The 20,493-nt window shown below is 63.7% G+C and carries 22 protein-coding genes and 1 pseudogene; 20 read left to right on the top strand and 3 right to left on the bottom strand.

Annotation, left to right across the window (positions count from 1 at the left end; genetic code table 11):
• The first annotated feature begins 700 nt into the window (after positions 1 to 700).
• From C4900_RS02970 to C4900_RS02990, 5 genes are all read left to right on the top strand, one after another.
• A complete protein-coding gene (locus tag C4900_RS02970) occupies positions 701 to 1,858 on the top strand; it encodes an acyl-CoA dehydrogenase family protein (protein ID WP_065971568.1) in 1,158 nt (385 codons plus the stop codon).
• Positions 1,855 to 4,257: a hybrid sensor histidine kinase/response regulator gene (locus C4900_RS02975; RefSeq protein WP_147267109.1), complete on the top strand. Its 2,403-nt coding sequence runs from the start codon at positions 1,855 to 1,857 to the stop codon at positions 4,255 to 4,257. Before C4900_RS02970 ends, C4900_RS02975 begins: the two co-directional genes overlap by 4 nt.
• 23 nt (positions 4,258 to 4,280) lie before the next feature.
• Positions 4,281 to 4,481, top strand: coding sequence for a DUF2905 family protein (locus C4900_RS02980; RefSeq protein ID WP_065971566.1), 201 nt, complete (start codon positions 4,281 to 4,283; stop codon positions 4,479 to 4,481).
• A complete protein-coding gene (locus C4900_RS02985) occupies positions 4,463 to 5,542 on the top strand; it encodes a glycerate kinase (RefSeq protein WP_114282278.1) in 1,080 nt (359 codons plus the stop codon). Before C4900_RS02980 ends, C4900_RS02985 begins: the two co-directional genes overlap by 19 nt.
• 120 nt (positions 5,543 to 5,662) lie before the next feature.
• Positions 5,663 to 6,832 (top strand): PilT/PilU family type 4a pilus ATPase, encoded by a 1,170-nt coding sequence (locus C4900_RS02990; protein WP_065971564.1) that lies wholly within the window; start codon positions 5,663 to 5,665, stop codon positions 6,830 to 6,832.
• Here C4900_RS02990 and C4900_RS02995 read toward each other — a convergent pair.
• Together C4900_RS02995 and C4900_RS03000 are read right to left on the bottom strand one after the other, a co-directional pair.
• Positions 6,829 to 7,335 carry a CBS domain-containing protein gene (locus C4900_RS02995; RefSeq protein ID WP_083996103.1) on the bottom strand — a complete coding sequence of 169 codons (507 nt, stop codon included), beginning with the start codon at positions 7,333 to 7,335 and terminating at the stop codon, positions 6,829 to 6,831. The two genes, C4900_RS02990 and C4900_RS02995, sit on opposite strands and share 4 nt — an antisense overlap.
• A 44-nt stretch (positions 7,336 to 7,379) precedes the next feature.
• Positions 7,380 to 8,264, bottom strand: a complete 885-nt coding sequence (locus C4900_RS03000; protein WP_065971562.1) for a fructosamine kinase family protein — start codon at positions 8,262 to 8,264, stop codon at positions 7,380 to 7,382.
• Between the two features lie 291 nt (positions 8,265 to 8,555).
• On the opposite strand from C4900_RS03000, the gene C4900_RS03005 reads away from it, so the two are divergent.
• Entirely contained in the window at positions 8,556 to 8,867 is a 312-nt protein-coding gene (locus tag C4900_RS03005) for a hypothetical protein (RefSeq protein ID WP_065971561.1), read from the top strand.
• A gap of 166 nt (positions 8,868 to 9,033) precedes the next feature.
• On the opposite strand, the gene C4900_RS03010 is transcribed toward C4900_RS03005, so the two are convergent.
• Positions 9,034 to 9,372, bottom strand: a complete 339-nt coding sequence (locus C4900_RS03010) for an HU family DNA-binding protein (RefSeq protein ID WP_065971560.1) — start codon at positions 9,370 to 9,372, stop codon at positions 9,034 to 9,036.
• A gap of 200 nt (positions 9,373 to 9,572) precedes the next feature.
• On the opposite strand from C4900_RS03010, the gene C4900_RS03015 reads away from it, so the two are divergent.
• From C4900_RS03015 to tolB, 14 genes and pseudogenes are all read left to right on the top strand, one after another.
• Complete coding sequence (locus tag C4900_RS03015) at positions 9,573 to 9,839, top strand: FmdB family zinc ribbon protein (protein ID WP_065971559.1); 267 nt, start codon at positions 9,573 to 9,575, stop codon at positions 9,837 to 9,839.
• The gene (locus C4900_RS03020) at positions 9,840 to 10,481 is read left to right on the top strand and encodes a DUF502 domain-containing protein (protein WP_176716005.1); all 642 of its coding nucleotides are present in this window, start codon (positions 9,840 to 9,842) and stop codon (positions 10,479 to 10,481) included.
• 7 nt (positions 10,482 to 10,488) lie between these two features.
• Positions 10,489 to 12,258: an aspartate--tRNA ligase gene (gene aspS, locus C4900_RS03025; protein ID WP_114282279.1), complete on the top strand. Its 1,770-nt coding sequence runs from the start codon at positions 10,489 to 10,491 to the stop codon at positions 12,256 to 12,258.
• 1 nt (position 12,259) lies between these two features.
• Positions 12,260 to 12,730, top strand: coding sequence for a dihydroneopterin triphosphate diphosphatase (gene nudB, locus C4900_RS03030; RefSeq protein ID WP_065971557.1), 471 nt, complete (start codon positions 12,260 to 12,262; stop codon positions 12,728 to 12,730).
• Positions 12,705 to 13,331 carry an esterase/lipase family protein gene (locus C4900_RS03035; RefSeq protein WP_141689353.1) on the top strand — a complete coding sequence of 209 codons (627 nt, stop codon included), beginning with the start codon at positions 12,705 to 12,707 and terminating at the stop codon, positions 13,329 to 13,331. The genes nudB and C4900_RS03035 overlap by 26 nt, the downstream gene beginning before the upstream one ends.
• 12 nt (positions 13,332 to 13,343) lie before the next feature.
• Positions 13,344 to 14,075, top strand: a complete 732-nt coding sequence (locus C4900_RS03040; protein WP_065971555.1) for a YebC/PmpR family DNA-binding transcriptional regulator — start codon at positions 13,344 to 13,346, stop codon at positions 14,073 to 14,075.
• A 9-nt stretch (positions 14,076 to 14,084) separates the two neighbouring features.
• Entirely contained in the window at positions 14,085 to 14,585 is a 501-nt protein-coding gene (ruvC, locus tag C4900_RS03045) for a crossover junction endodeoxyribonuclease RuvC (protein ID WP_176716004.1), read from the top strand.
• Between the two features lie 43 nt (positions 14,586 to 14,628).
• On the top strand, positions 14,629 to 15,150 hold the full coding sequence (ruvA, locus tag C4900_RS03050) for a Holliday junction branch migration protein RuvA (protein WP_211306734.1): 522 nt from the start codon (positions 14,629 to 14,631) through the stop codon (positions 15,148 to 15,150).
• Positions 15,147 to 16,162: pseudogene (gene ruvB / locus C4900_RS17105) on the top strand (Holliday junction branch migration DNA helicase RuvB). The gene ruvA and the pseudogene ruvB overlap by 4 nt, the downstream one beginning before the upstream one ends.
• Positions 16,159 to 16,590, top strand: coding sequence for a tol-pal system-associated acyl-CoA thioesterase (gene ybgC / locus C4900_RS03060; protein ID WP_065971551.1), 432 nt, complete (start codon positions 16,159 to 16,161; stop codon positions 16,588 to 16,590). Before ruvB ends, ybgC begins: the two are co-directional and overlap by 4 nt.
• 53 nt (positions 16,591 to 16,643) lie before the next feature.
• Entirely contained in the window at positions 16,644 to 17,306 is a 663-nt protein-coding gene (tolQ, locus tag C4900_RS03065) for a protein TolQ (protein WP_065971550.1), read from the top strand.
• Positions 17,303 to 17,716, top strand: a complete 414-nt coding sequence (gene tolR, locus C4900_RS03070; RefSeq protein ID WP_065971549.1) for a protein TolR — start codon at positions 17,303 to 17,305, stop codon at positions 17,714 to 17,716. The genes tolQ and tolR overlap by 4 nt, the downstream gene beginning before the upstream one ends.
• A gap of 2 nt (positions 17,717 to 17,718) precedes the next feature.
• Complete coding sequence (gene tolA / locus C4900_RS03075) at positions 17,719 to 18,606, top strand: cell envelope integrity protein TolA (RefSeq protein ID WP_114282280.1); 888 nt, start codon at positions 17,719 to 17,721, stop codon at positions 18,604 to 18,606.
• Positions 18,603 to 20,489, top strand: a complete 1,887-nt coding sequence (tolB, locus tag C4900_RS03080) for a Tol-Pal system beta propeller repeat protein TolB (RefSeq protein WP_114282281.1) — start codon at positions 18,603 to 18,605, stop codon at positions 20,487 to 20,489. Before tolA ends, tolB begins: the two co-directional genes overlap by 4 nt.
• The last annotated feature ends 4 nt before the right edge of the window (positions 20,490 to 20,493 follow it).

Raw genomic sequence — 20,493 nt, forward strand, 5'->3', positions numbered from 1 at the left:
CTTGTGCCGTCGTGCGATCTTTGACCATGCCGGCCGTTATGCGCAGCCTTTCGTTGGTGGTGCCCTATCCGGGGCGACTGTCATCCGGGAGAGGACGGGAGGCGCGCCGGGTCGTTGGGGCGGCGGCCGCCTTATTCCCCGACCCTGGCGGGCCCGTGACGACACTCGTGACGACACTCGCACCGCGTATTCCCGCGTCTTTTGGGCAACGTGAGAACGGGTGCCTACCGCCTTGACTGCCCGGTCCTGAACGGACCTCCTCGCCTACGGGCATGGGATGAGCCGCGGCGAGACCATAGGTGCGCGCCTGCGCCCGGGCGTGGTTATGCGGCCGTTGCGCTTGCGGGACGTAGCCTCGATATCGGACACGGCGTTCGGCTTTATGTGCCGCGGCGTGCCGTGTGTCACGGTGAACGGGGACAGGGTACGCGGTATACTGACCATTTCATGTCTCCCCCCGTATGTGGGGGCCGCGGAGTTGCGGGCAGCGCGCAAGCCTCGCCCGAAGGGTGATTTCGGCGGCCATTTTGACGGACACCATGCCTATACCGATTCCGGTAGCCTGACGGCTGGTGTGGTCTATGATCGGGTCGCCTCTCTGGACACCCAATTGCGGCCCCGTTGACGGGCGGGGTGTGGATGCCGATCTGCCATTCTTGCAGGAGGAGAGTGTGATGCAGGGCCTTGCCGGATTCTGCCCATGAAAGTCATTCCCGCACGGCTACGGTCACTGCAGGCGCGATTCACCGCGGTGGCCGAGGAGGTATTGAGGCCGCACGCGGCCAGAGTCGACCAGGAGGCCCAATGGCCCGCGACAAGCTTCGCGGCGTTGGCGGACGCAGGCCTCATGGGGTTGCATGTTCCGAAACGGCTGGGAGGGCTGGAGGAGGGTTTCTCGGCCCTGGTGATGGCGACCGAGACCCTGGCGCAGGCCTGTGCGTCTTCGGCGTTATGCTATGGCATGCATTGCGTGGGCTCGGCGGTGATCGCCGCGAAGGCCACGCGCGACCAGGAGGAGCGTTATCTGGCGCCCATCGCCCAGGGGCGACACATTACGACCCTGGCGCTATCCGAGGCCGGTCATGGAGCGCATGCCTACCTCGCCGATACAGAGCTGCGACAGGACGGTCTCGATTATCGGGTGTGCGGCACCAAGCAATTCGTGACCAATGGCTCTCACGCCGACTCCTATGTGGTCTCGACTCAGGCCAGCGAATCCAACGAGCAGGGCGAATTCTCATGCGTCCTCGTCGATAAGACCGCGGCCGGCCTATCCTGGCTCGAGCCATGGAACGGTATGGGTCTGCGTGGCAACTCCTCGCGGGGGCTGCGGCTAGACGATGTGCGCGTGCCACGTGCCAATCGGCTTGGCGACGAGGGCGACGAGGTATGGTATTTTTTTCAGATCGTCGCCCCGTATTTCCTTACGGCCATGGCCGGCACCTACAACGGCATCGCCCAGGCGGCATTGGCCAACGCCCTCGCGCACATGCGCGAGCGGACCTTCAGTCGTTCCGGAGAATCGCTTGCGCACGCCGATATGATCCAGGATAAGGTGGGGGCCCTGTGGGCGCGCGTCCAACAGGCGCGCCTACTGGCTTATCATGCCGCCGAACTTGCCGACGCCAACGACCCGGACGCCTTGCCGGCGATCCTGGCTTGCAAGGTGGGTGCCGGCGAGATGGCAGTCGAGGTCACGACAGAGACCATGACCTTGTGCGGGGGTGCGGCGTATCGTGACAATGCCGTGCAGGCGCGATTGCTGCGCGATGCGCATGCCGCACCCGTGATGTCGCCGACGTCGGCCTTGCTGCGTCTGTGGACCGGGCGCTTATTGCTCGGATTGCCGATCCTTTGATAGCGGGACACTTGGCGTTGTTCATCGACGATCGGGCGCGGGAGCGGTCGTCGGATCCCCTTGCGGAGCGGGTGCGAACCGCGGCCGCGGCGTGCCAGATATCATTTCAACGGATTTTCATCGAGTCAGCCGACAATCTCGCCGGCACCATGTCCGCAGCGCCGCTGGTGGTGCTGTTGGCCCCGGATGTGACGCCGCTATTTGCCACGGCGCGCCTCGCCCGTTCTTTGTGGCCGGGCGCGCTGATCATATTTCTGGCCCCCGCGCTGCGCCTTTTAGTCTTACAAAACGAGCTCACGGTGCGCGGCTTGTTCGGCGATTTGTATCGCATGCAGGACGCAGACAGCGCACGCCTGGCCGACGAGCTCGCCGATCATATGGCTGCCGCCGTCCGCCGCCATGCGCGCAGTGCGACCGTGGAGGCCATCAACACCCATCTGTTGCGCCAGATCCCGCAGCCCACCAACGTGCGCCGGCTCCTGCAGTCGAACCAGTACCTGGCAAGCGTGCTGCTCAATGCCCCGGACGGCATCGTGTTTCTCGACGCGCAAGGTACGATCAATCTCTGGAATGACGGCGCGATGGCGATGTTTGGCTACGACGAGGACGCCACCGTCGGGCGGTCGCTCGACTTTCTCTCGTGCCCGGGAGGCGCTGGGGATACGCCTACCCTCCTTTCGGTGTTGGCAGAGGTCATGGACGGACATGCCGTGATGCGGCGCGATGTCAGTCTATGCAACGCAGTCGGGCAGCGGGTCGATGTGGGTGTGACCTTGGCCGAGATCGGCGACGAGCGCGGCCGGCGTCTAGGCTTTGCGCTTTTCATGCGCGACGTCACCGCCCGCAACCGTTATCAGGAGTCGCTGGCGGCCGAGCACGAACGCCTGCTCGTGACCTTGCGGAGTATCGGGGATGGGGTCATCACCACCGACACCGCCGGACGCGTGACCCTCCTGAATCGCGTCGCCGAGACCCTTTGCGGGTGGCCGCTCGCCGATGCCCTGGGTCAGCCGCTCTCGCGGGTCTTTCGGGTCGTTCACGAGCGTACCCTCGAGCCGCGCGAAGATCCGGTGAGCCAGGTACTGCGCACCAATGCCGTCATCGAACTCGCCAACCATACCGCCCTGATCGCCCGCGACGGCAGTCGCCGCCTGATCGCCGATAGCGGGGCCCCGATCCGCGATGCCGCGGGACGCCTTATTGGAGTCGTGCTCGTGTTTCGCGATGTGACCGAGAAGCAGCGTATAGAAGATGCCTTGCTGCGTGCCCGCCAACTGGAGGCCATTGGCTTTCTTGCCGGCGGCATCGCCCATGATTTCAATAATATCCTTACGGCGTTGTTTGGCAACATAAGCCTTATGCGTCTGCATGTCCCGCCTGACTCCCCGATGCGAGCGCTCTTAGAGCAGGCGGATCAGGCCTTTTATCGCGCCCGTGATCTCACCCAGCAATTGTTGACGTTTGCCAAGGGTGGGGCGCCCTTGAAGAAGACCGGCTCTCTGCGAGCCCTGATCGAGGATACGGCGCGGTTTCTGCTCCATGGGACCAAGACTGTGACATCGTTCACGTTTCCCGATGATCTGTGGAGCGCGGAATTCGATCCGGGCCAGATGTCGCAGGCCTTGTCCAATATTCTGTTGAACGCCATCCAGGTCATGCCCGCGGGTGGGACCATAACCGTGGGCGGGTCCAATATCCGCCTGCGTGCCAATGAGGTCCCGCCCTTGAAAGAGGGCCCGTATGTTCGGTTGTTCATCGAAGACGAAGGACCGGGTATTCCCGAGACTGATCGGGAACGGGTGTTTCACCCCTATTTCACCACCAAGGAGTCGGGCACTGGCCTCGGGCTTGCCACCGCTTACTCCGTGGTGCAACGCCACGGTGGCCATATCGGTATCGGTGACAGCCGTCGCGGCGCGCGCTTCGAGATCTATCTGCCGGCCGCCGATACGCATTCCACTTCCGCCGCCGACGAAAGACCTGCCCGCGGGGAGCCCGACGGGGGTCGCGGTTATGTCGTGATCATGGACGATGAGGAGCCGGTGCGTACCGTGTGCGCCGATATATTGGGGCATCTGGGTTATGAGGTAGAGTTGGTCGCCGACGGCGAATCGCTGGTCTCGCTGTATGGCACGCGGTTCGCCGAAGGTCGCAGGCCCGATGCGGTCATCGTCGACCTCACGGTACCGGGCGGCATGGATGGGCGCGAGGCGGCGCGCCGTATCCTCGCCATCGACCGCGATGCGCGCCTGCTGGTGTCGAGCGGCTATTGCAACGATCCGGTGATGTCCGCCTACCGGGATCACGGGTTTGTCGGCGTGATCGCCAAGCCCTATGATGTCCGTGAGCTGGCGGCGAATCTTGCGCGGGTGATGCGCGCATCGCACGATAAGACCTGATCGTTTCGTTGCGGAGGCGGCTTGTGGCACGACTGCTGATCATATCAGGCATCGTTCTGATCATCGTGGGTTTGGCATGGGAGGCGCGCGGCCGCCTGCCGTGGCAACGGCTTCCCGGGGACCTGATACTGCGCGTAGGTGATATCCGTATCCATGTCTTGTGGGCCGTGTCGCTGTTGTTGAGCGTGATCTTTAGCCTTTTGCTGTGGATTACACGCCGGTAGTGGTGGCCCCTAACGCCTTCAAGGGGACCTTGTCGCCCCTTGAGGCGGCGCGCTCTATGGCGTGCGGCGTGGCCCAGGCCTGTCCGGGGCGCCCGGTGCGGTTGCGGCCCATGCCGGATGGTGGCGACGGGACCCTCGAGGTCCTGGCGCGCGCGTTGAAGGCCGATATACGGTTTTTCGATGTCCCGGACAGCTGCGGTCATATGCGCACAGTGCCCTTCGGACTCATTACGCGCCGCCAGGGGGCGGTGGCTCTCATCGAAAGCGCGCAGGTGATCGGTCTTTCCGGGGCCCGCTGTCCCTTCGTGACGCGCTCCACGGAAGGGTTGGGCCGGCTCGTGCGCCATGTCCTTGATGGCGGGGTACGCACCATCTACCTTGGCCTCGGGGGTAGCGCCACGTGCGACGCCGGGGTTGGGCTGCTGGCGGCCTTGGGGGTGCGCTTTGCGGGTCTCGCGCACCCGGATCTCGAGGTCCTAGACCGGATAGGCGGCGTGGATGTTAGGGGTGTCGATCGCCGGTTGGCGCATACCCGGTTGCTCGTTCTGACGGATGTCGTAAACGCTCTTGCCGGTCCTTCGGGGGCCGCCTTGTTTGCCGCGCAGAAGGGCGCCGGCCCGGCCCTGCTCGCCGACATCGACCGCCGTCTGCGCCATGCCGCCGATCGCCTGGAGGCGGCGTTCGCGGTCTCTGTCCGGGGGCGCCCCGGAAGCGGGGCGGCGGGCGGCCTCGGTTTCGCGTGCGCGCTCCTGGGTGCGCGCCTGGTCCCCGGTGCCGCCATGATCGCGCGTCTGACCGGCCTGTCTGCGGCCATCGAGACCGCCGGCTTGGTCCTGACCGGCGAGGGGGCGTGCGATGCCCAGACGGTTTACGGGAAGGGGCCGCAGCTGGTGGCGGCCTACGCGCGCCGCTTCGGCCGGCCGGTGTACCTCGTATGCGGGCGGATCGACGACTCATTCGCGCCCGTTGCCGGACAGTTCGCGCGCTGTGCGAGCCTGCCGCCCGGCCGATCCGCGGCCCAGGCCCTGACGGCCGCGGTAGCGGCCCTGCTTACTGCCTGAACCGACCCACCCCCTTTCCTTCCCGGGCTTTGCGGCTACGCTTAGACGAGGGCCGGGCAGTCGTTCCCGACGACTCGCAGTCCGGCTTGCGCGCCGTTTCTTGAATGAAGTGAGGATGTCATGACACCCGAACAAGCCACCGCCAGCCTGCACGGCCTGCTGCGATTCATGTTGAGCAAGAAGGCTTCCGATCTGTTCCTATCCGTCGATTTTCCGCCCGCCATAAAGCTCGACGGCAAGATGACGCCGGCCGGCCAGCAGCGCCTTACGCCGATCCATACTAAGGCATTCGCCCATGCCATCATGAACGACAAGCAGCGCCAGGAATTCGAGGCCGAAAAGGAATGCAATTTCGCGATAAGCCCGCCCGACATTGGCCGCTTTCGTGTCAACGTATTCGTTCAGCAGGGGCATGTGGGGTTGGTGCTGCGGACGATCACCAGCAAGATTCCGACGTTCGATGACCTGAAGCTCCCCGCGGTGTTGCGTGATGTGTGTCTTACGAAGCGCGGCCTCGTGATCCTGGTCGGCGGCACCGGTTCCGGGAAATCGACCTCGCTTGCGGCGATGATCGATTACCGCAATGAACACTCCCACGGCCATATCATCACTATCGAAGATCCGGTGGAGTACGTGCATCGCCACAAGAACTGCCTCATTACCCATCGCGAGGTCGGGGCCGACACGCATAACTGGTTCGCGGCGTTGAAGAACACGCTGCGCCAAGCCCCGGATGTGATTTTGATCGGCGAGATCCGGGATCGCGAGACGATGGAGTATGCGATCGCCTTTGCCGAGACCGGGCACCTGTGCATGGCCACCCTGCACGCCAACAGCGCCAATCAGGCCCTGGACCGGATCGTGAATTTTTTCCCCGAGGAACGGCGCAATCAGCTGTTGATGGACCTGTCGTTGAATGCGCGCGCCATCGTCTCCCAGCGGCTCATCCCGCGCGCCGACGGACAGGGGCGTGCGGCGGCGGTCGAGGTCTTGCTCAATACGCCCCTGGTGGCGGATCTCATCTTCAAGGGCGAGGTCCATTCTTTGAAGGAGGTGATGGCGAAGTCACGCGAGCAGGGCATGCAGACCTTCGATCAGGCGTTGTTCGACCTCTACGAGAACGGCGCCATCAGCTATGAGGATGCGCTGCGCAATGCCGATTCCGTCAACGAGCTGCGGCTTGCCATAAAGCTGCGTGGGAAGGGTGCCCCGGGCACGGCCCAGGGGTCCCCGGAATTTCGTGTGATGGCCGACCCCGAGCCCTCCGCCACGCTGACTGAGGCGGGTTAAGGGGATACGAGCCGCTTGTCCTGGACGTCGCCGAGCTGCGCATGTTCGTGACCGAACTCGCGATCGAAGGTCTCCTTGAAAATCGCCTTGTGGACGTCCCCGATGCTGAGGATGCCTACAAGGCGACCATGGTCGGCGACCGGGATACGGCGGATCTTGTGCGCGAACATGACCGATACCGCGCGCAGTATGGGGTCCGTCGGGGCCACCGTGAACACGCGTTTGCTCATGAGGCTGTCGACATGCAGGTTCAGCACGTCGCGGTATTCAGCCTCCAGTTCCTCGAAGTGCGGTGTCTGGGCGAGCCGCAAGGCCTCGTCGACCTTAGGGTACATGGCTCGCAAGACGTCCTTTTCGGAAATCACACCGACGATCGCGCCGTCGTCATTCACGACCGGTAGGCCGCTGATGCGATGAAAGCACATCAAAATCGCCACGTCGCGAATACGCGTATCGCCGCGCGCGGTCCGAACATTGGTGGTCATTACGTCTTTGACTAACATAGCGCCTCTCCGTGCCTACCCCGGTTTTCCGGGAAGGTGGTTGGTTAATGCCCGATCTCGGCCAGCAGCTGTGCCATCATGCGTTGCGCCTGACCCAGATAGCCCCCGCCTGCGAGGTTCAGGTGGTTCAGTACATGGTACAGATTGTAGAGCGTTTTGCGCACTTGGTACCCGTTCTCGAGCGGAGCGGCCTCGTTATAGGCCGCGTAGAACTCTGGAGAAAACCCGCCAAAGAGCTCGGTCATGGCGAGGTCGGCCTCCCGGTCCCCATAATACACCGCCGGATCGAAGACGATGGGGCGCTCGTCGTTGGCAAGACAATTGCCTGACCAGAGATCCCCATGGAGAAGGCTCGGGGTCGGTTTGTGGTTCTCCAGCAGTACCGGTACCGCCTCGGCCACCTTGTGGCCAAGCTCCTGAAGGGCGCCATCGTGGCCGTTGCTGCGGGCGAGGTCGAGCTGAAAAAGGATGCGGCGGTCGCGAAAAAACGCCGCCCAGTCGGCGTGCGGCGTGTTGATCTGCGGCGTGGTCCCTATGGTGTTGTCACGGTACCAGCCGAAGTAGGGCGAGTGGCGGGCATGCAGGGCCGCCAGCGTATGGCCCAGCTCGATATCATCCGACCGGGTACGCGCGGACAGTTCGAAATAGTTCAGGACAAGATAGGAGATCTCGTCGGTAGCGCCCCAGCAGACCGGCCTGGCGACGCGCACGGTGAGGGTGTTGGCGATTTCATGGAGTCCCAGGGCCTCGGCGCGAAACATCTCGATAAAACCCGGGGCATTGTGTTTGACGAAGTACGACTCTGTGTCGTCGCTTAGTATCGTCGTGTGATTCAGGGCCGACACATGCGCCTCGCGGATCACGCGCGCCATGAAGGGCTTGCCCGTCACCTGCGATATTTGCTGGGCTATGGCACCCCAACTGACCATGACGACTCCCGGTGTTTCGCTTTCTATCCCCGTGCTCGGTCCCTATCTTACGGCCTTGAGGTTTATATTCAATGGCCTGACCCCCTTTGAGCGCATGGCTAGGTCTGTTCGCCGCTTGCGCTACGCCTCCCGATCGGGATTATACCAAGCTTGTGTAGTGCGTATACCAAAGATCCGATGTTGGCGGCAGGCATCATGGAAGTCGTTGTCGGGCATGGCAAACGCGCGATTTGTGTGGCAAAACGGTGTTTTGGCGCAGTCCAACCTTCAAGGAGAGGTCGTTCGTCGTAAATGCTCACCACACAACATTCCGATCTCGTTTGGCTCGGGAAGAGCAAGATTCCCATAACCGTGCGCTTGGTGCCGATACGGCAGCGGGGTGGGATCTGGTATCGCATGCTCATCGAGCCGCAGGGGACGAACCAGGGGGCCCTCCTCTTGAATCGTAATGGCAAGCCGCGCTCGTGGAGGGATCTGAGTGCGGCGGTGCGGTTTGTATCCCGGACACTACGGCACGTTCGTTCGGTGACGGTCGAGGTGGCGAGCGATGCCGCGATCCGCGATAGGGACGAGGCCGACGGGGCGTATGATGCGGATAGGTGAGGTGTGCGGGTCGGGGCCGGTGCGAGGTCCGTGGGCGCACGATGGCCATCGCCCCGCCGCGTGGCGCGATCCTTTGCGCCTCTCGGGGCCGGTTGAAATGACCGCCGCCCCCGAGAGGCGAGGACGGCCGGCATGGGCGCCGTCCGTCCTCGCCGCCCTCCGGACTTTAGAAAATCCCCTTCAGGGTCTTCAGCGGCTGAATTTTGATCACATTGCGCGCGGGCTTGGCCTTGAAGACCATCTCTTCCTTCGTGAAGGGATTGATCCCCTTGCGCGCGCGCGTGGCCGGCTTGCGGACCACCTTGATCTTCATGAGGCCCGCCACGTTGAATACCCCCGGTCCTCCCTTGATATCGCGCTTTATGACGGTGACCAGTTCGTCGAATACCGCGCTGACCTCCTTGCGCTTCAGGTTCGTTTTGTCCGCCAAGTGGGACAAGAGCTCCGACTTCGACATCGGTTTCTTGGTCGCTTTTTTGCTTGGGGCCTTGTTTTTCGTTGCCATGAGTGTCCTATTTGATGGTTGGGAACAACGCCGTTAACTTAGCATAAAAAATCCCCAGGGGAAGGCGTTTTGCGTGTTTTTCCCGGGTTTGCGCGTATGATGTGCCGGGTACCGCGGTTTTCGCTATACTACTGCTGTTGATTTCTTCCGTCTCCGGCCCCATATCATGGGTGTTGGGCTAACGGTTTTTGCGAGGTTTTATGCCAATCTACGAGTATGTTTGTGATGCCTGCGGCCAGCATGCCGAGATTATGCAAAAGATAGGGGAAGTGGCCACCGAGTGCCCGGCCTGCCACAAGCCGGCCCTGAAAAAGCGCATTTCGGCGCCGGGTTTTCAGCTGAAGGGGTCGGGGTGGTATGCGACGGACTTTCGCGACAAGGGCAAGCCCAAGGGCGACGACAAGGCCAAAGACGAGGCCGCGGCCCCGGCGGCGGCGTGTGCGGGGGGCGGCTGCGGCTGCCATTGAATGGGGCGGTTGCGGCGGTATCTGACGGCCGGGCTCCTCGTTTGGGTGCCGCTCGGGGTCACGTTTCTGGCGGTCGAGTCGCTCATTGATTTCGCCAATCGTCTGTTGGGGGTGTTGCCGGCGGATATGCAGCCGGGGCACTGGCTGGGCCGTGACATCCCGGGTCTTGGCGTGCTGCTCGTGTTGGTCGCGGTCATGGCGACCGGGGTGGTGGCCGCCAACGTCATAGGCCAGTGGTTGCTGGCGGTCGGCGAGGCGCTGCTTGCGCGCATCCCGTTGGTGCGATCGGTGTATTCCAGCGTAAAGCAGCTCCTGGAATCGCTCATGTCCGGGAGCGGGAACTCGTTTCGCACTGTCGTGCTCGTACCCTATCCGCACCCCGGGAGCTGGACGCTCGCGTTTCTGACCGGCGAGGGCCTGCCCGAGGCCGCCGCGCTGTTAGGTACTGAGCTCGTAAGCGTGTTCGTGCCGGCGACCCCCAATCCCACCTCGGGCTTCTTTCTCATGGTCCCGAGAAAGGACATCGTGGAGTTGCGCATGAGTGTCGACGAGGGCTTGCGCATGATCCTCTCCATGGGTATGGTCGTTCCCGGCCTTCCGAGGAAGGACGCCGCCCCGGCGTCCAAGAGGGCGACGGCCTAGGGTCCCTATGCGTACACATTTGAGTCGAGAATTGCCTGCGCTCGGAGCTGGCGCGGCGGTGGTGGTCTGCGGCTGGGTGCAGCGCCGGCGCGATCATGGCGGCATCCTGTTTGTGGATCTCCGGGACCGCGGCGGCCTCGTCCAGGTGGTCTTCGATCCCGCCCGCCCGGAGGTTTTTGCGCGCGCCGAGGAGTTGCGTAGCGAGTACGTACTGGAGGTCAGCGGGATCTTGCGGCAACGTCCGGCCGGGACCGAGAATCCGGCACTGCCAACCGGGGCCTTCGAAATCGACGCCACCGGGCTTGTGATCCTGAATACCGCCGATGCCTTGCCGTTTCCATTAGACGAGCCCGACATCGGCGAGGCCGTGCGCCTCAAGTATCGCTACCTCGACCTGCGGCGCGCGGTCATGCGCGACAATTTCCATCTGCGCCATCGCCTGATTCGCACCGCACGCCGCTATCTCGAGGATCATGACTTCCTGGAGATCGAGACCCCCATGTTGACGCGCTCCACCCCGGAAGGCGCGCGCGACTATCTCGTGCCGAGCCGTACCCACCCGGGGCACTTTTTTGCGCTGCCGCAGTCGCCGCAGCTCTTCAAGCAGATACTGATGGTGGCGGGCTTCGAGCGCTACTATCAGGTGACGCGTTGTTTCCGTGACGAGGATCTGCGCGCCGACCGCCAGCCGGAATTTACGCAGCTTGATATCGAGACCTCGTTTCTCGACGGGCAGGCCATCCTCGGGCTCATGGAGGGGCTCGTCAAGGCGGTGTTTCGCGAGACGATCGGAGTGGATATCCCGATACCCCTGCCGCGGCTTACGTTCGACGAAGCACAGCAGCGTTTTGGCAGTGACAAGCCGGATCTTCGCAATCCTCTTGAGTTTGTGGAAATATCGGATCTTGTGCGCGACGTCGAATTCAAGGTGTTTGCCGCCGCCGCTCAGGATCCGAAGGCGCGGGTCGTCGCCATGCGCGTACCTGGCGGGGCGGATCTGTCGCGCAAGGCGTTGGATGACTATGCGGCATTCGTGGCGGGATATGGCGCCAAGGGGCTTGCCTACATTAAGGTGAACGATCCGGTTGCAGAAAACGGCCTGCAGTCGCCGATCCTGAAATTCCTGGGTGTTGCCGTGGTGCGCGAGATCCTGGCGCGTACGAAGGCGCAGGCAGGCGACCTATTGTTCTTCGGGGCCGATAGCGCGCGCGTCGTGAATGAGGCGATGGGCGCCTTGCGCCTGCGCGTCGGGTCCGATCGCGGGCTGGTGGCGGAGGGCTGGCAACTCTTGTGGGTGGTGGATTTCCCCCTGCTCGAATACGATGAGGAGCATAGGCGCTTTCAGGCGATGCATCATCCATTCACCGCCCCGCGGTCCGATGACTTAAGTTATCTCCTGACCGATCCGGGGCGGGTACGCGCGCGCGCCTATGATCTCGTGCTAAACGGCACGGAGGTGGGCGGCGGCTCGATCCGTATTCACGAACCTAGACTGCAGGAGCAGGTCTTCGGGGTGCTGGGGATCGACGCGGCCACGGCGCGCGAAAAATTCGGGTTCCTGCTCGACGCCCTGCGCTTTGGGGCACCCCCTCACGGCGGGCTCGCGTTCGGGGTCGATCGTCTGTGCGCGCTGCTGGCGGGCGCCGAGTCGATCCGCGATGTCATTGCCTTCCCCAAGACCCAGAAGGCGACCTGCCCCCTGACCGAGGCCCCGTCGACGGTCTCCGCCCAGCAGCTCGCGGACCTGGCGCTTTTGAGCACCGCCCCGCGGGTCTGATATGGCCGGCGGCGGGCCATCATCTTTCAAGCGACCGGAATCGGTCCTGGTGGTGATCTTTACCACCCCGGGCGAGGTGCTGTTGTTGCGCCGGGCCGACCATGTCGAGTTCTGGCAGTCGGTGACCGGCAGCCTTGAGTGGTGTGAGGAGGACCGGCTCGCGACGGCCTGCCGGGAGCTCTTTGAGGAGACCGGTATCGTGGCCGAGACCGGCTGGCGCGATTGGGAGGTGAGTCACCGCTATGAGATCTTCCCGCAATGGCGGCATCGCTATCGTCCGGGTACCCTGCACAATACCGAGCACGTCTTTTCGCTGGAGCTGCCGGGGCGGGTGCCGGTGGCGCTCCGGCCCGCTGAGCATGTGGCCTACGAATGGCTCGCGTGGCCGGCGGCCGTGGCGCGCGTGACCTCGGCGAGCAACCGCTGGGCCCTGGAGGCCCTGGGTCGTGAGCGGGGATTCCTGCCCTCCTAACGAAAAAGTGGTGCTGGTGCCCGGTTTGTGGTTTGGTCGGCCGGCGCTCTGGTTGCTGGCATGGCGGCTGCGCCGCCATGGTCTGCGCGCGATCCTCTACCGATATGACGCACGGAGCGCGGCGTTGCCGGCGGCGCGTGAGGCGCTGGCGCATTTGATGGCCGTGAGCGGCGCTCATTATGTCGTCGGCTACAGCCTCGGAGGCATCGTAGTCGCGGATTTTTGTCGGTATCATCCGCGGGCCTATGAGCGCGCCGTGGTCCTGGGTGCGCCCTTTCGGGGGAGCCGCGCGGCGCGGCGGCTCTACCGTTGTCCGGCCGTGCGCGGATTGTTCGGGGTCGCGGCCCCAGTCCTGGTCCACGGCCTGCGGCTCGGTGCGATACCGCGGTTTGGTGTAGTGACCGGTCTCAAACCATACGGTTTGGCGCGATGTTTGTTGGCGGGAGGGGCACACGACGGTGTCCTTCGGGCATGCGAGACCCGTTTACGGGGCGCACGCGATGCGGTAGCGTTGCCGCTGTCGCATGCGGGCCTTGTCATGAGTCGTGTGAGCGCGCGCGTCATCGGCACCTATCTTGCGTGCGGGCGCTTTGGGGATTGAGGGGATAAGTGTATGGCCGGGCATAGCAAATGGGCCAATATTCGGTTTCGCAAGGGCGTTCAGGACGCCAAGCGCGGCAAGATCTTCACGAAGGCGATCCGCGAGATCACGATAGCCGCGCGCGTAGGCGGTGGTGACGTATCCCACAACCCGCGGCTGCGGCTTGCGATCGATCGGGCGTTAGGGCAAAACATGCCCAAGGACAATATCGAGCGCGCCATAAAGCGTGGCACGGGCGAACTGGAGGGTGCCCATTACGAGGAGATCCAGTACGAGGGTTACGGACCGGCCGGCGCTGCGGTGCTGGTGGCATGTACCACGGACAACCGCAATCGGACGGCAGGCGAGGTGCGGCACGCATTCAGCAAGCACGGCGGGAACCTGGGAACGGAGGGGTCGGTCGCCTATCTGTTCGAAAAGCGCGGCGTGCTAATGTTTGCGGATGGCGACGAGGAGGCCTTGCTGGAGGCCGCGCTGGAGGCCGGTGCGGACGATATCGCGGCGGTGCCGGGCGAGGGGGTCGAGGTGCTGACCGCGCCCGACAAGATGATGAGCGTCCGCGAAGGGCTCGTGCAGCGTGGCCTTACACCGTCTTCGGTGGAAATCGTCATCCGGCCGCTCACCGATGTGGTGCTGGCCGGCGAGGATGCGGAGCGGGTGATGAAGCTTCTGGAGGCGCTGGAGGACCTTGATGATGTCCAGACGGTCTATACCAACGCCACCTTCATGGAGGAATCGGCATAAGGGGGGCGCGTGATGCGGGTCTTGGGTGTAGACCCCGGATCGCGACGCACGGGATTTGGGATCGTCGACGATCAGGGGGGGCGGCCGGGCTATGTGGCCTGCGGCGTGGTGGTCTCGATATCGGGGACCGTGGCCGAGCGCCTGCACCGGATCTTCTCCGGGCTCGCCGAGGTGGTCGAACACTATCGGCCGGATGTGTGCGCGGTAGAGAGGGTGTTCTTGGCCCGCAATCCCGATAGCGCCCTGAAGCTTGGTCAGGCGCGCGGGGCGGCGCTGGTCGCCCTCGCCGGCGCCGGCCTTGATGTCCACGAGTACACGGCCCTGCAGATCAAGAAGGCGACGGTGGGGGTGGGTCATGCCGACAAGGGTCAGGTGCAGCACATGATGCGCGCCTTGTTGGGGCTCTCGGCGCAGCCCTCGGCGGATGCCGCCGACGCCCTGGCCTGTGCCCTCTGCCACCTGCACGAGAGCCAGGGCCTCCAATCGCGGACCCGGGCGATATCCCCATGATCGGCCGACTGCGCGGCGTGGTGATAGAGCGCAGCCCCCCCAGGTGCTTTTCGAGGTCCAGGGGGTGGCCTACGAGGTGGATCTTCCGCTCTCGACCTTCGGCGAATTGCCGGCGGTCGGCGAAGTGGTCTTGTATACGCACCTCGTGGTCCGCGAGGACGCGCATCTTCTGTACGGGTTTCTCACGGCGGAGCGCCGTGCCTGGTTCCGGCTACTCCTTAAGGTCAACGGTGTCGGTCCGCGCGTGGCCCTGGCGCTGCTCTCGGGACTCACCGACGAGGAACTGGGGGCGTGCGTGCATGACGGCAACGTGGCGCGGCTTACGCGCGTGCCGGGAATCGGCCGCAAGACCGCCGAGCGCCTGCTCGTGGAATTGAGCGGAAAGGTGCCGTCGGGCGGACGAACGGTGACAAGTCGCCGCGATGAGGCGGTCGGTGCCTTGCAGACGCTCGGTTACAATGAGCGCGAGGCGCAGGCCGCTGTGGAGCGGGCGGAGAAGGTCGCGGGGCCGGCCGCCTCAGGCGAGACGCTCATCCGCGAGGCGCTCAGGGGAATGGTGCGATGATCGAAACCGAACGACTGGTCTCGCTCGACGGGTCGGCGCAGGAGCGCGCCCAGGAAGTCCGCCTGCGCCCGCAACGCCTCGCCGATTATATCGGCCAGTCGCGTCTTCGGGAAAAGCTCGAGATCTTCCTGGCCGCGGCCCGCGCCCGCCAGGAGTCGCTGGATCATGTCCTGCTCTTTGGTCCGCCGGGGCTTGGCAAGACGACGCTTGCGCACATCATTGCCTCGGAGATGGGGGCTTCTTTGCGCCAAACCTCGGGTCCGGTGCTCGAGCGGGCCGGCGATCTGGCCGCCCTGCTCACCAATCTGAAGGCCCACGATGTCTTGTTCATCGATGAAATCCACCGCTTGAGCCCGGTAGTGGAGGAAGTGCTCTATCCGGCCATGGAGGATTTCGAGATCGATATCCTGATCGGCGAGGGCCCGGCGGCGCGCTCCATCAAGCTGAATCTGCCACCCTTTACGCTGATCGGCGCCACCACCCGCGCCGGACTCCTGACCTCCCCCTGCGCGATCGTTTCGGGATCGTCGAGCGGCTCGAATTCTATGAGGTTGAGGATCTGGCGCGCATCGTGACACGCTCCGCGGGCCTCCTGGGGATGTCTACCGAGGATGCCGGGGTGCGGGCCCTGGCCTCGTGCGCGCGCGGCACGCCGCGTATCGCCAACAGGCTTTTGAAGCGTGCCCGTGACTTCGCCCAGGTGCGCGGGGACGGTCTTCTGACCGAGGCCGTCGCCAAGGAGGCCCTGAAGATGCTTGACGTCGATGATCGCGGTCTGGATAGTCTCGACCGCCGCCTGCTGTGGGCGGTGACCGATACTTTTCAGGGTGGCCCCGTCGGAGTCGATAATCTCGCGGCGGCCATCGGCGAGGAGCGCGGCACGATCGAAGACGTGGTCGAGCCCTTTCTCATCCAGAAGGGTTATCTGATGCGCACCCCGCGCGGGCGCGTGGCCACCCCTCGCGCCTACCATCTCTTCGGGCTGGCGACGTCGCCCGGGGACGGCTCGTGAGCGGCGCCGAGGCCCAGTCCCAGGCGTTCGCCATCGAGATCCGGGTGTACTACGAGGACACGGATGCGGCGGGGGTCGTGTATTACGCGAACTACCTACGCTTCATGGAGCGTGCGCGCAATGAATGGCTGCGGGCGAGGGTTGGTGGGCCGCATGAACTGGCATCGAAGGCGCATGTCTTATTCGCGGTACGATCGGTGGACGTCAGGTTTCAGGCGCCGGCGCGCCTGGACGACGTACTGCGCGTCACCGCCGATCCGGTCTCGATCCGCGGGGCAAGCCTTGCGTTCCGGCAGGGTTGTTGGCGCGGAACGGAATGTGTATGCGCGGGAGAGGTGGGCGTGGTCTGTGTGGATGCGCGAACCTTCGCGCCGCGCCGGTTGCCCCGTGAATTGATGCAGGTTTTGGCGGAGGCATCCGCCCCGTAAAGGAGAGTGTCTTGAGAGTCGCCGCTTCCCATCAAGGGATAACCTTGTGGTCCATGGTGGACCACGCAAGCCTTGTCGTGCAGCTCATGATGTTGATTCTGCTCGTCGTCTCGATCATATCGTGGACGATGATCTTTCGGAAATGGTTCATTCTGAAGAAGGCCTATCGGGATGCCGAGCGCTTCGAGGACACCTTCTGGCGCGGCGCGAACGTGAACCATATGTATGCGGAACTTTCGCGCAATGAGGATAAGCTCGCCGGGAACGCCAGTGTATTCGTGGCAGGCTTTCGGGAGTACACGCGACTCGAAAAGCAAAAGGGCATATTGCCCATGGACATCATCGAGGGGGTGCAGCGGGCGATGCGCGTGGCGCTGACCCGCGAAACCGACTATTTGGCGACCAATCTCTCGTTTCTCGCCACCGTCGGGTCTACAAGTCCCTATATAGGCCTGTTCGGTACGGTGTGGGGGATCATGTCGGCCTTCCAGTCCTTCGGGAACATGCAGCAGGCGACCCTGGCGCATGTGGCCCCGGGCATTTCCGAGGCCCTGGTCGCCACCGCGATGGGGCTTTTCGCGGCAATCCCCGCGGTCATTGCCTATAACCGTTACGCCGACGATACGGATCGCCTGGCATCGCGTTACGAGATTTTCATGGAGGAGTTCTCGAGCGTCCTGCAGCGTCAGGCGTATGTGGCCAAGGCCCCGACATGAAACGCTACCGCCGCCCGCGCGCCCGGCTCATGAGCCAGATCAACGTCGTCCCCTACGTCGACGTCATGCTCGTGCTGCTCGTGATCTTCATGATCACAGCGCCGATATTGAAGCGCGGCGTCAAGGTCAAGCTTCCGCAGGCGGCGGCGCGTGCGATTCCCAATCCCCATCGCGCGGTATTGATCGTCACGATCGATGCCGCCGGCCGATACTATCTTGACGGGCATCCTGTTACGCCCAAGGTGTTAGAGCAACGTACGCGCCGGCTTTTGCGGCTGCGCCCGCATACGCCGATCCTGATTCGCGGGGATCGGGCCGTGCCGTACCAGGATGTGGTGGCGGCCATGGTGCTCTTGCAGCGGGCCGGCGCCCCAAGCGTGGGGCTCATGACCAAGACCCGCGGGCAGTGATCATGGCCGGCCGGACCCGAGAAGCGCCGGGACGCACGCGCGCCGTCGTCTATGCGTTGCTCGTCCATCTGGCGGTGATCGCGTTTCTGGTGGTGAGTTTTCGTTGGAGCGAGCTCGATACCTCCTATGTCGTAAAGACCGGCCCCCATGTGATCCACGCGTTTATGGTTGGCCCCCGCCCAGTGCCTCGCCCCACACCGCCTATTCCGCAGCCGCGTGTGGCCCCGCCGGCCCCTCGCCCCGCCGTCCGCAAGGGTCCGTCCAAGACCCAGCTAGCCCGCCAAAAGGCGCTACAGAAGGCGCACGCGAAGGCGCAGGCTTTGGCGCGGGCCAAGGCAGAGGCTTTGGCCCAGGCGAAGGCCCAGGCGAAGGCCCAGGCTTTGGCGCGGGCCAAGGCTCAGGCGCAGGCTTTGGCCCGCGCTCGTGCCGAACAAGCCGCGCGGGCGGCGGCCCGCAAGCGTTTGCAGGCGCAGGAACAGGCGGCCGCCGCGCGCGCGCGTGCGAAATTGCAGCGCGAGGTCGCGCAGGCGGCCGCGCGTGCCCGGCAGAGGGCCGCCGCGCGGGCAGCCGCCGCGCGCGCCGCCGCCGCCGCGGCACGGGGGGTCGTGAGTCGTTACAAGGCACTCATCGAGGCACGAGTGAGTGCGGCCTGGGTCGCCGTTCCGCAATCCAAGGGACTGCACTGCATAGTGAGGGTTCGGCTCATAGCCGGTGGACAGGTCGTGAGTGCCCGTATCGTGCAGAGCAGCGGTAACTCCGTGTTCGACCGTTCCGTGATTGCGGCCATCTATAATGCCGCACCGCTGCCGGTCCCGCACTCAGCGACCAAGCTTCAGTACCTGAACCCGTTGACCTTCGTCTTTACGGCACCAAAGGGATCTTCGCCATGAATCGTCTCGGATCGCGTTTCGTAGTTCTATTGATCATGTTGGCGACCATGCCGCTTGCGGCACGGGCCGTCACGATTCATATCAATCACGGCTACGGGCAGAAATTCCCGATCGCTATCGTGCCCTTCAAGGGCGAGAAGACATGGCCGCAGAACCTCCGGCCGTCCGTGGTCATTGCCAAGGATCTCGACGGCAGCGGCTGGTTTAATGTTCTGCCGAGCCGCGATTATCTGGCCAACCCCCATCACGATCGCCAGGTCGAGGGTCATTTCAATGACTGGCGCCTTTTAAAGGCGGCCGGACTTTTGATCGGGCATATCGAGAGACAGCCCAATGGGCGCGTCAATGTGGCCTTTCGGCTCTATGACGTCAATAAGGGGGTCCAGCTCAAGGCCCTGCAGTATGTCGTGGCCCCCGACCAGCTGCGTGCCGTAGGCAACGCCATTGCCAATATCGTCTATCAGCATTGGACGGGTGTGCGTGGGGTGTTCAATACACGCATTGCCTTCATCACCATGTACCCCGATGGGCCGCCTGGCCATTTTCTCTATAAGCTCGAGGTGGCGGATGCCGAGGGCCACGGGGTGCATGTCATTCTGCGCTCTCATGAGCCCATCATGTCGCCGCGCTGGTCGCCCCATGGGCGGCGCTTGACCTATGTGTCGTTCGCGACCGGCTGGCCGGCTGTGTATGTGCAGGATGTCGCCACGGGACATATCCGACGAGTGGCCGCCTTTCACGGCCTGAACGGTGCGCCATCGTTTGCCCCGGATGGCACCCACCTGGCGTTGTCCTTGTCGAAAACCGGGTATCCCGAGATCTATGTGATGAACCTGGTGACCGGGCGACTGCGCCAACTCACATTCGGCCCAAGTATCAACACCGAGCCCTCCTGGTCACCGCATGGTGGGCATATCGTGTTTACGTCGAATCGCAGTGGCGGACCTCAAATCTATGAAATGACGGCCGATGGGGACCATAAGCGGCGCCTGACCTTCCGCGGTCGTTACAATGCCGGCGCCTCTTTTTCTCCAAATGGCAAATGGTTGACGCTGGTAAGTCGACGCGCGGGCCAGTATCATGCAGCGGTGTTTGAGCTGGCGGACTCGACCCTGGAGATTCTGACTGCCACAAGCCTTGATGATTCCCCGACGTTTGCACCAAACGGGCAGGAAATACTCTATAGCACGGTGGTTGGGGGGCATAGGGTTCTGGCCACGGTTTCACTAAATGGGCGCGGGCATCGTATACTAGGGTTAAGAGGGGGGATGTCACTGATCCTGCTTGGTCGCCATTTCGTCACCCGTGACTACTATCAATGGTTAAAGGAAAGGAGTGGTGTAATGAAAATGAATAAAGGCATGCTCGTCGCAGTCGGGCTCGCCGCTCTGGCGGGTTGCGCGGGCAAAGAGGCAGTAAAGCCGCACGCGGCGTCGGCCACGGCATCGCGCGGCATGACCCAGGCAAGCGGCGCAGGGCAGGGCAGCAGCATGCAGGGGGCGGGGATGGCCAGCGCCAATAAAGGCCCGGCCCTGAACAGTTTTCCGCATATGGTGCATTTCCGCACCAATAGCTCGGCGATCACCGGCGTGAACCGCAAGATCGTAAAAGAAAACGCCAGCTATCTCGAGGCCCATCCCAACGTACGCGTGCGTCTGGAAGGCAACACCGACGAGCGAGGCACGGCGCAGTACAATATGGCGCTCGGCTGGCGTCGTGCTGACGCCGTAAAGCACATGCTCGAGGTCCTGGGTGTGTCTGGCAGCCAGCTTGCGACGATCTCGTTTGGCAAGTCGCGCCCGTTGGCTATGGGACATAATCCGAAGGCGTGGGCCATCAACCGCCGCGTCTATTTCAACTACAAGTATTTCGCTAGCAAGTAGGCCT

The sequence above is a fragment of the Acidiferrobacter thiooxydans genome, from assembly GCF_003333315.1.
In the GTDB taxonomy this organism is placed as follows: Bacteria; Pseudomonadota; Gammaproteobacteria; order Acidiferrobacterales; family Acidiferrobacteraceae; genus Acidiferrobacter; species Acidiferrobacter thiooxydans.

Bases quoted from the DNA above. Each gene is read 5' to 3' on its own strand.
- C4900_RS02970 (WP_065971568.1), top strand. From the start codon at position 701: ATGAAAGTCATTCCCGCACGGCTACGGTCACTGCAGGCGCGATTCACC.
- C4900_RS02990 (WP_065971564.1), top strand. From the start codon at position 5,663: ATGACACCCGAACAAGCCACCGCCAGCCTGCACGGCCTGCTGCGATTC.
- C4900_RS02995 (WP_083996103.1), bottom strand. From the start codon at position 7,335: ATGTTAGTCAAAGACGTAATGACCACCAATGTTCGGACCGCGCGCGGC.
- C4900_RS03000 (WP_065971562.1), bottom strand. From the start codon at position 8,264: ATGGTCAGTTGGGGTGCCATAGCCCAGCAAATATCGCAGGTGACGGGC.
- C4900_RS03005 (WP_065971561.1), top strand. From the start codon at position 8,556: ATGCTCACCACACAACATTCCGATCTCGTTTGGCTCGGGAAGAGCAAG.
- C4900_RS03010 (WP_065971560.1), bottom strand. From the start codon at position 9,372: ATGGCAACGAAAAACAAGGCCCCAAGCAAAAAAGCGACCAAGAAACCG.
- C4900_RS03015 (WP_065971559.1), top strand. From the start codon at position 9,573: ATGCCAATCTACGAGTATGTTTGTGATGCCTGCGGCCAGCATGCCGAG.
- C4900_RS03020 (WP_176716005.1), top strand. From the start codon at position 9,840: ATGGGGCGGTTGCGGCGGTATCTGACGGCCGGGCTCCTCGTTTGGGTG.
- aspS (WP_114282279.1), top strand. From the start codon at position 10,489: ATGCGTACACATTTGAGTCGAGAATTGCCTGCGCTCGGAGCTGGCGCG.
- nudB (WP_065971557.1), top strand. From the start codon at position 12,260: ATGGCCGGCGGCGGGCCATCATCTTTCAAGCGACCGGAATCGGTCCTG.
- C4900_RS03040 (WP_065971555.1), top strand. From the start codon at position 13,344: ATGGCCGGGCATAGCAAATGGGCCAATATTCGGTTTCGCAAGGGCGTT.
- tolQ (WP_065971550.1), top strand. From the start codon at position 16,644: ATGGTGGACCACGCAAGCCTTGTCGTGCAGCTCATGATGTTGATTCTG.
- tolR (WP_065971549.1), top strand. From the start codon at position 17,303: ATGAAACGCTACCGCCGCCCGCGCGCCCGGCTCATGAGCCAGATCAAC.
- tolA (WP_114282280.1), top strand. From the start codon at position 17,719: ATGGCCGGCCGGACCCGAGAAGCGCCGGGACGCACGCGCGCCGTCGTC.
- tolB (WP_114282281.1), top strand. From the start codon at position 18,603: ATGAATCGTCTCGGATCGCGTTTCGTAGTTCTATTGATCATGTTGGCG.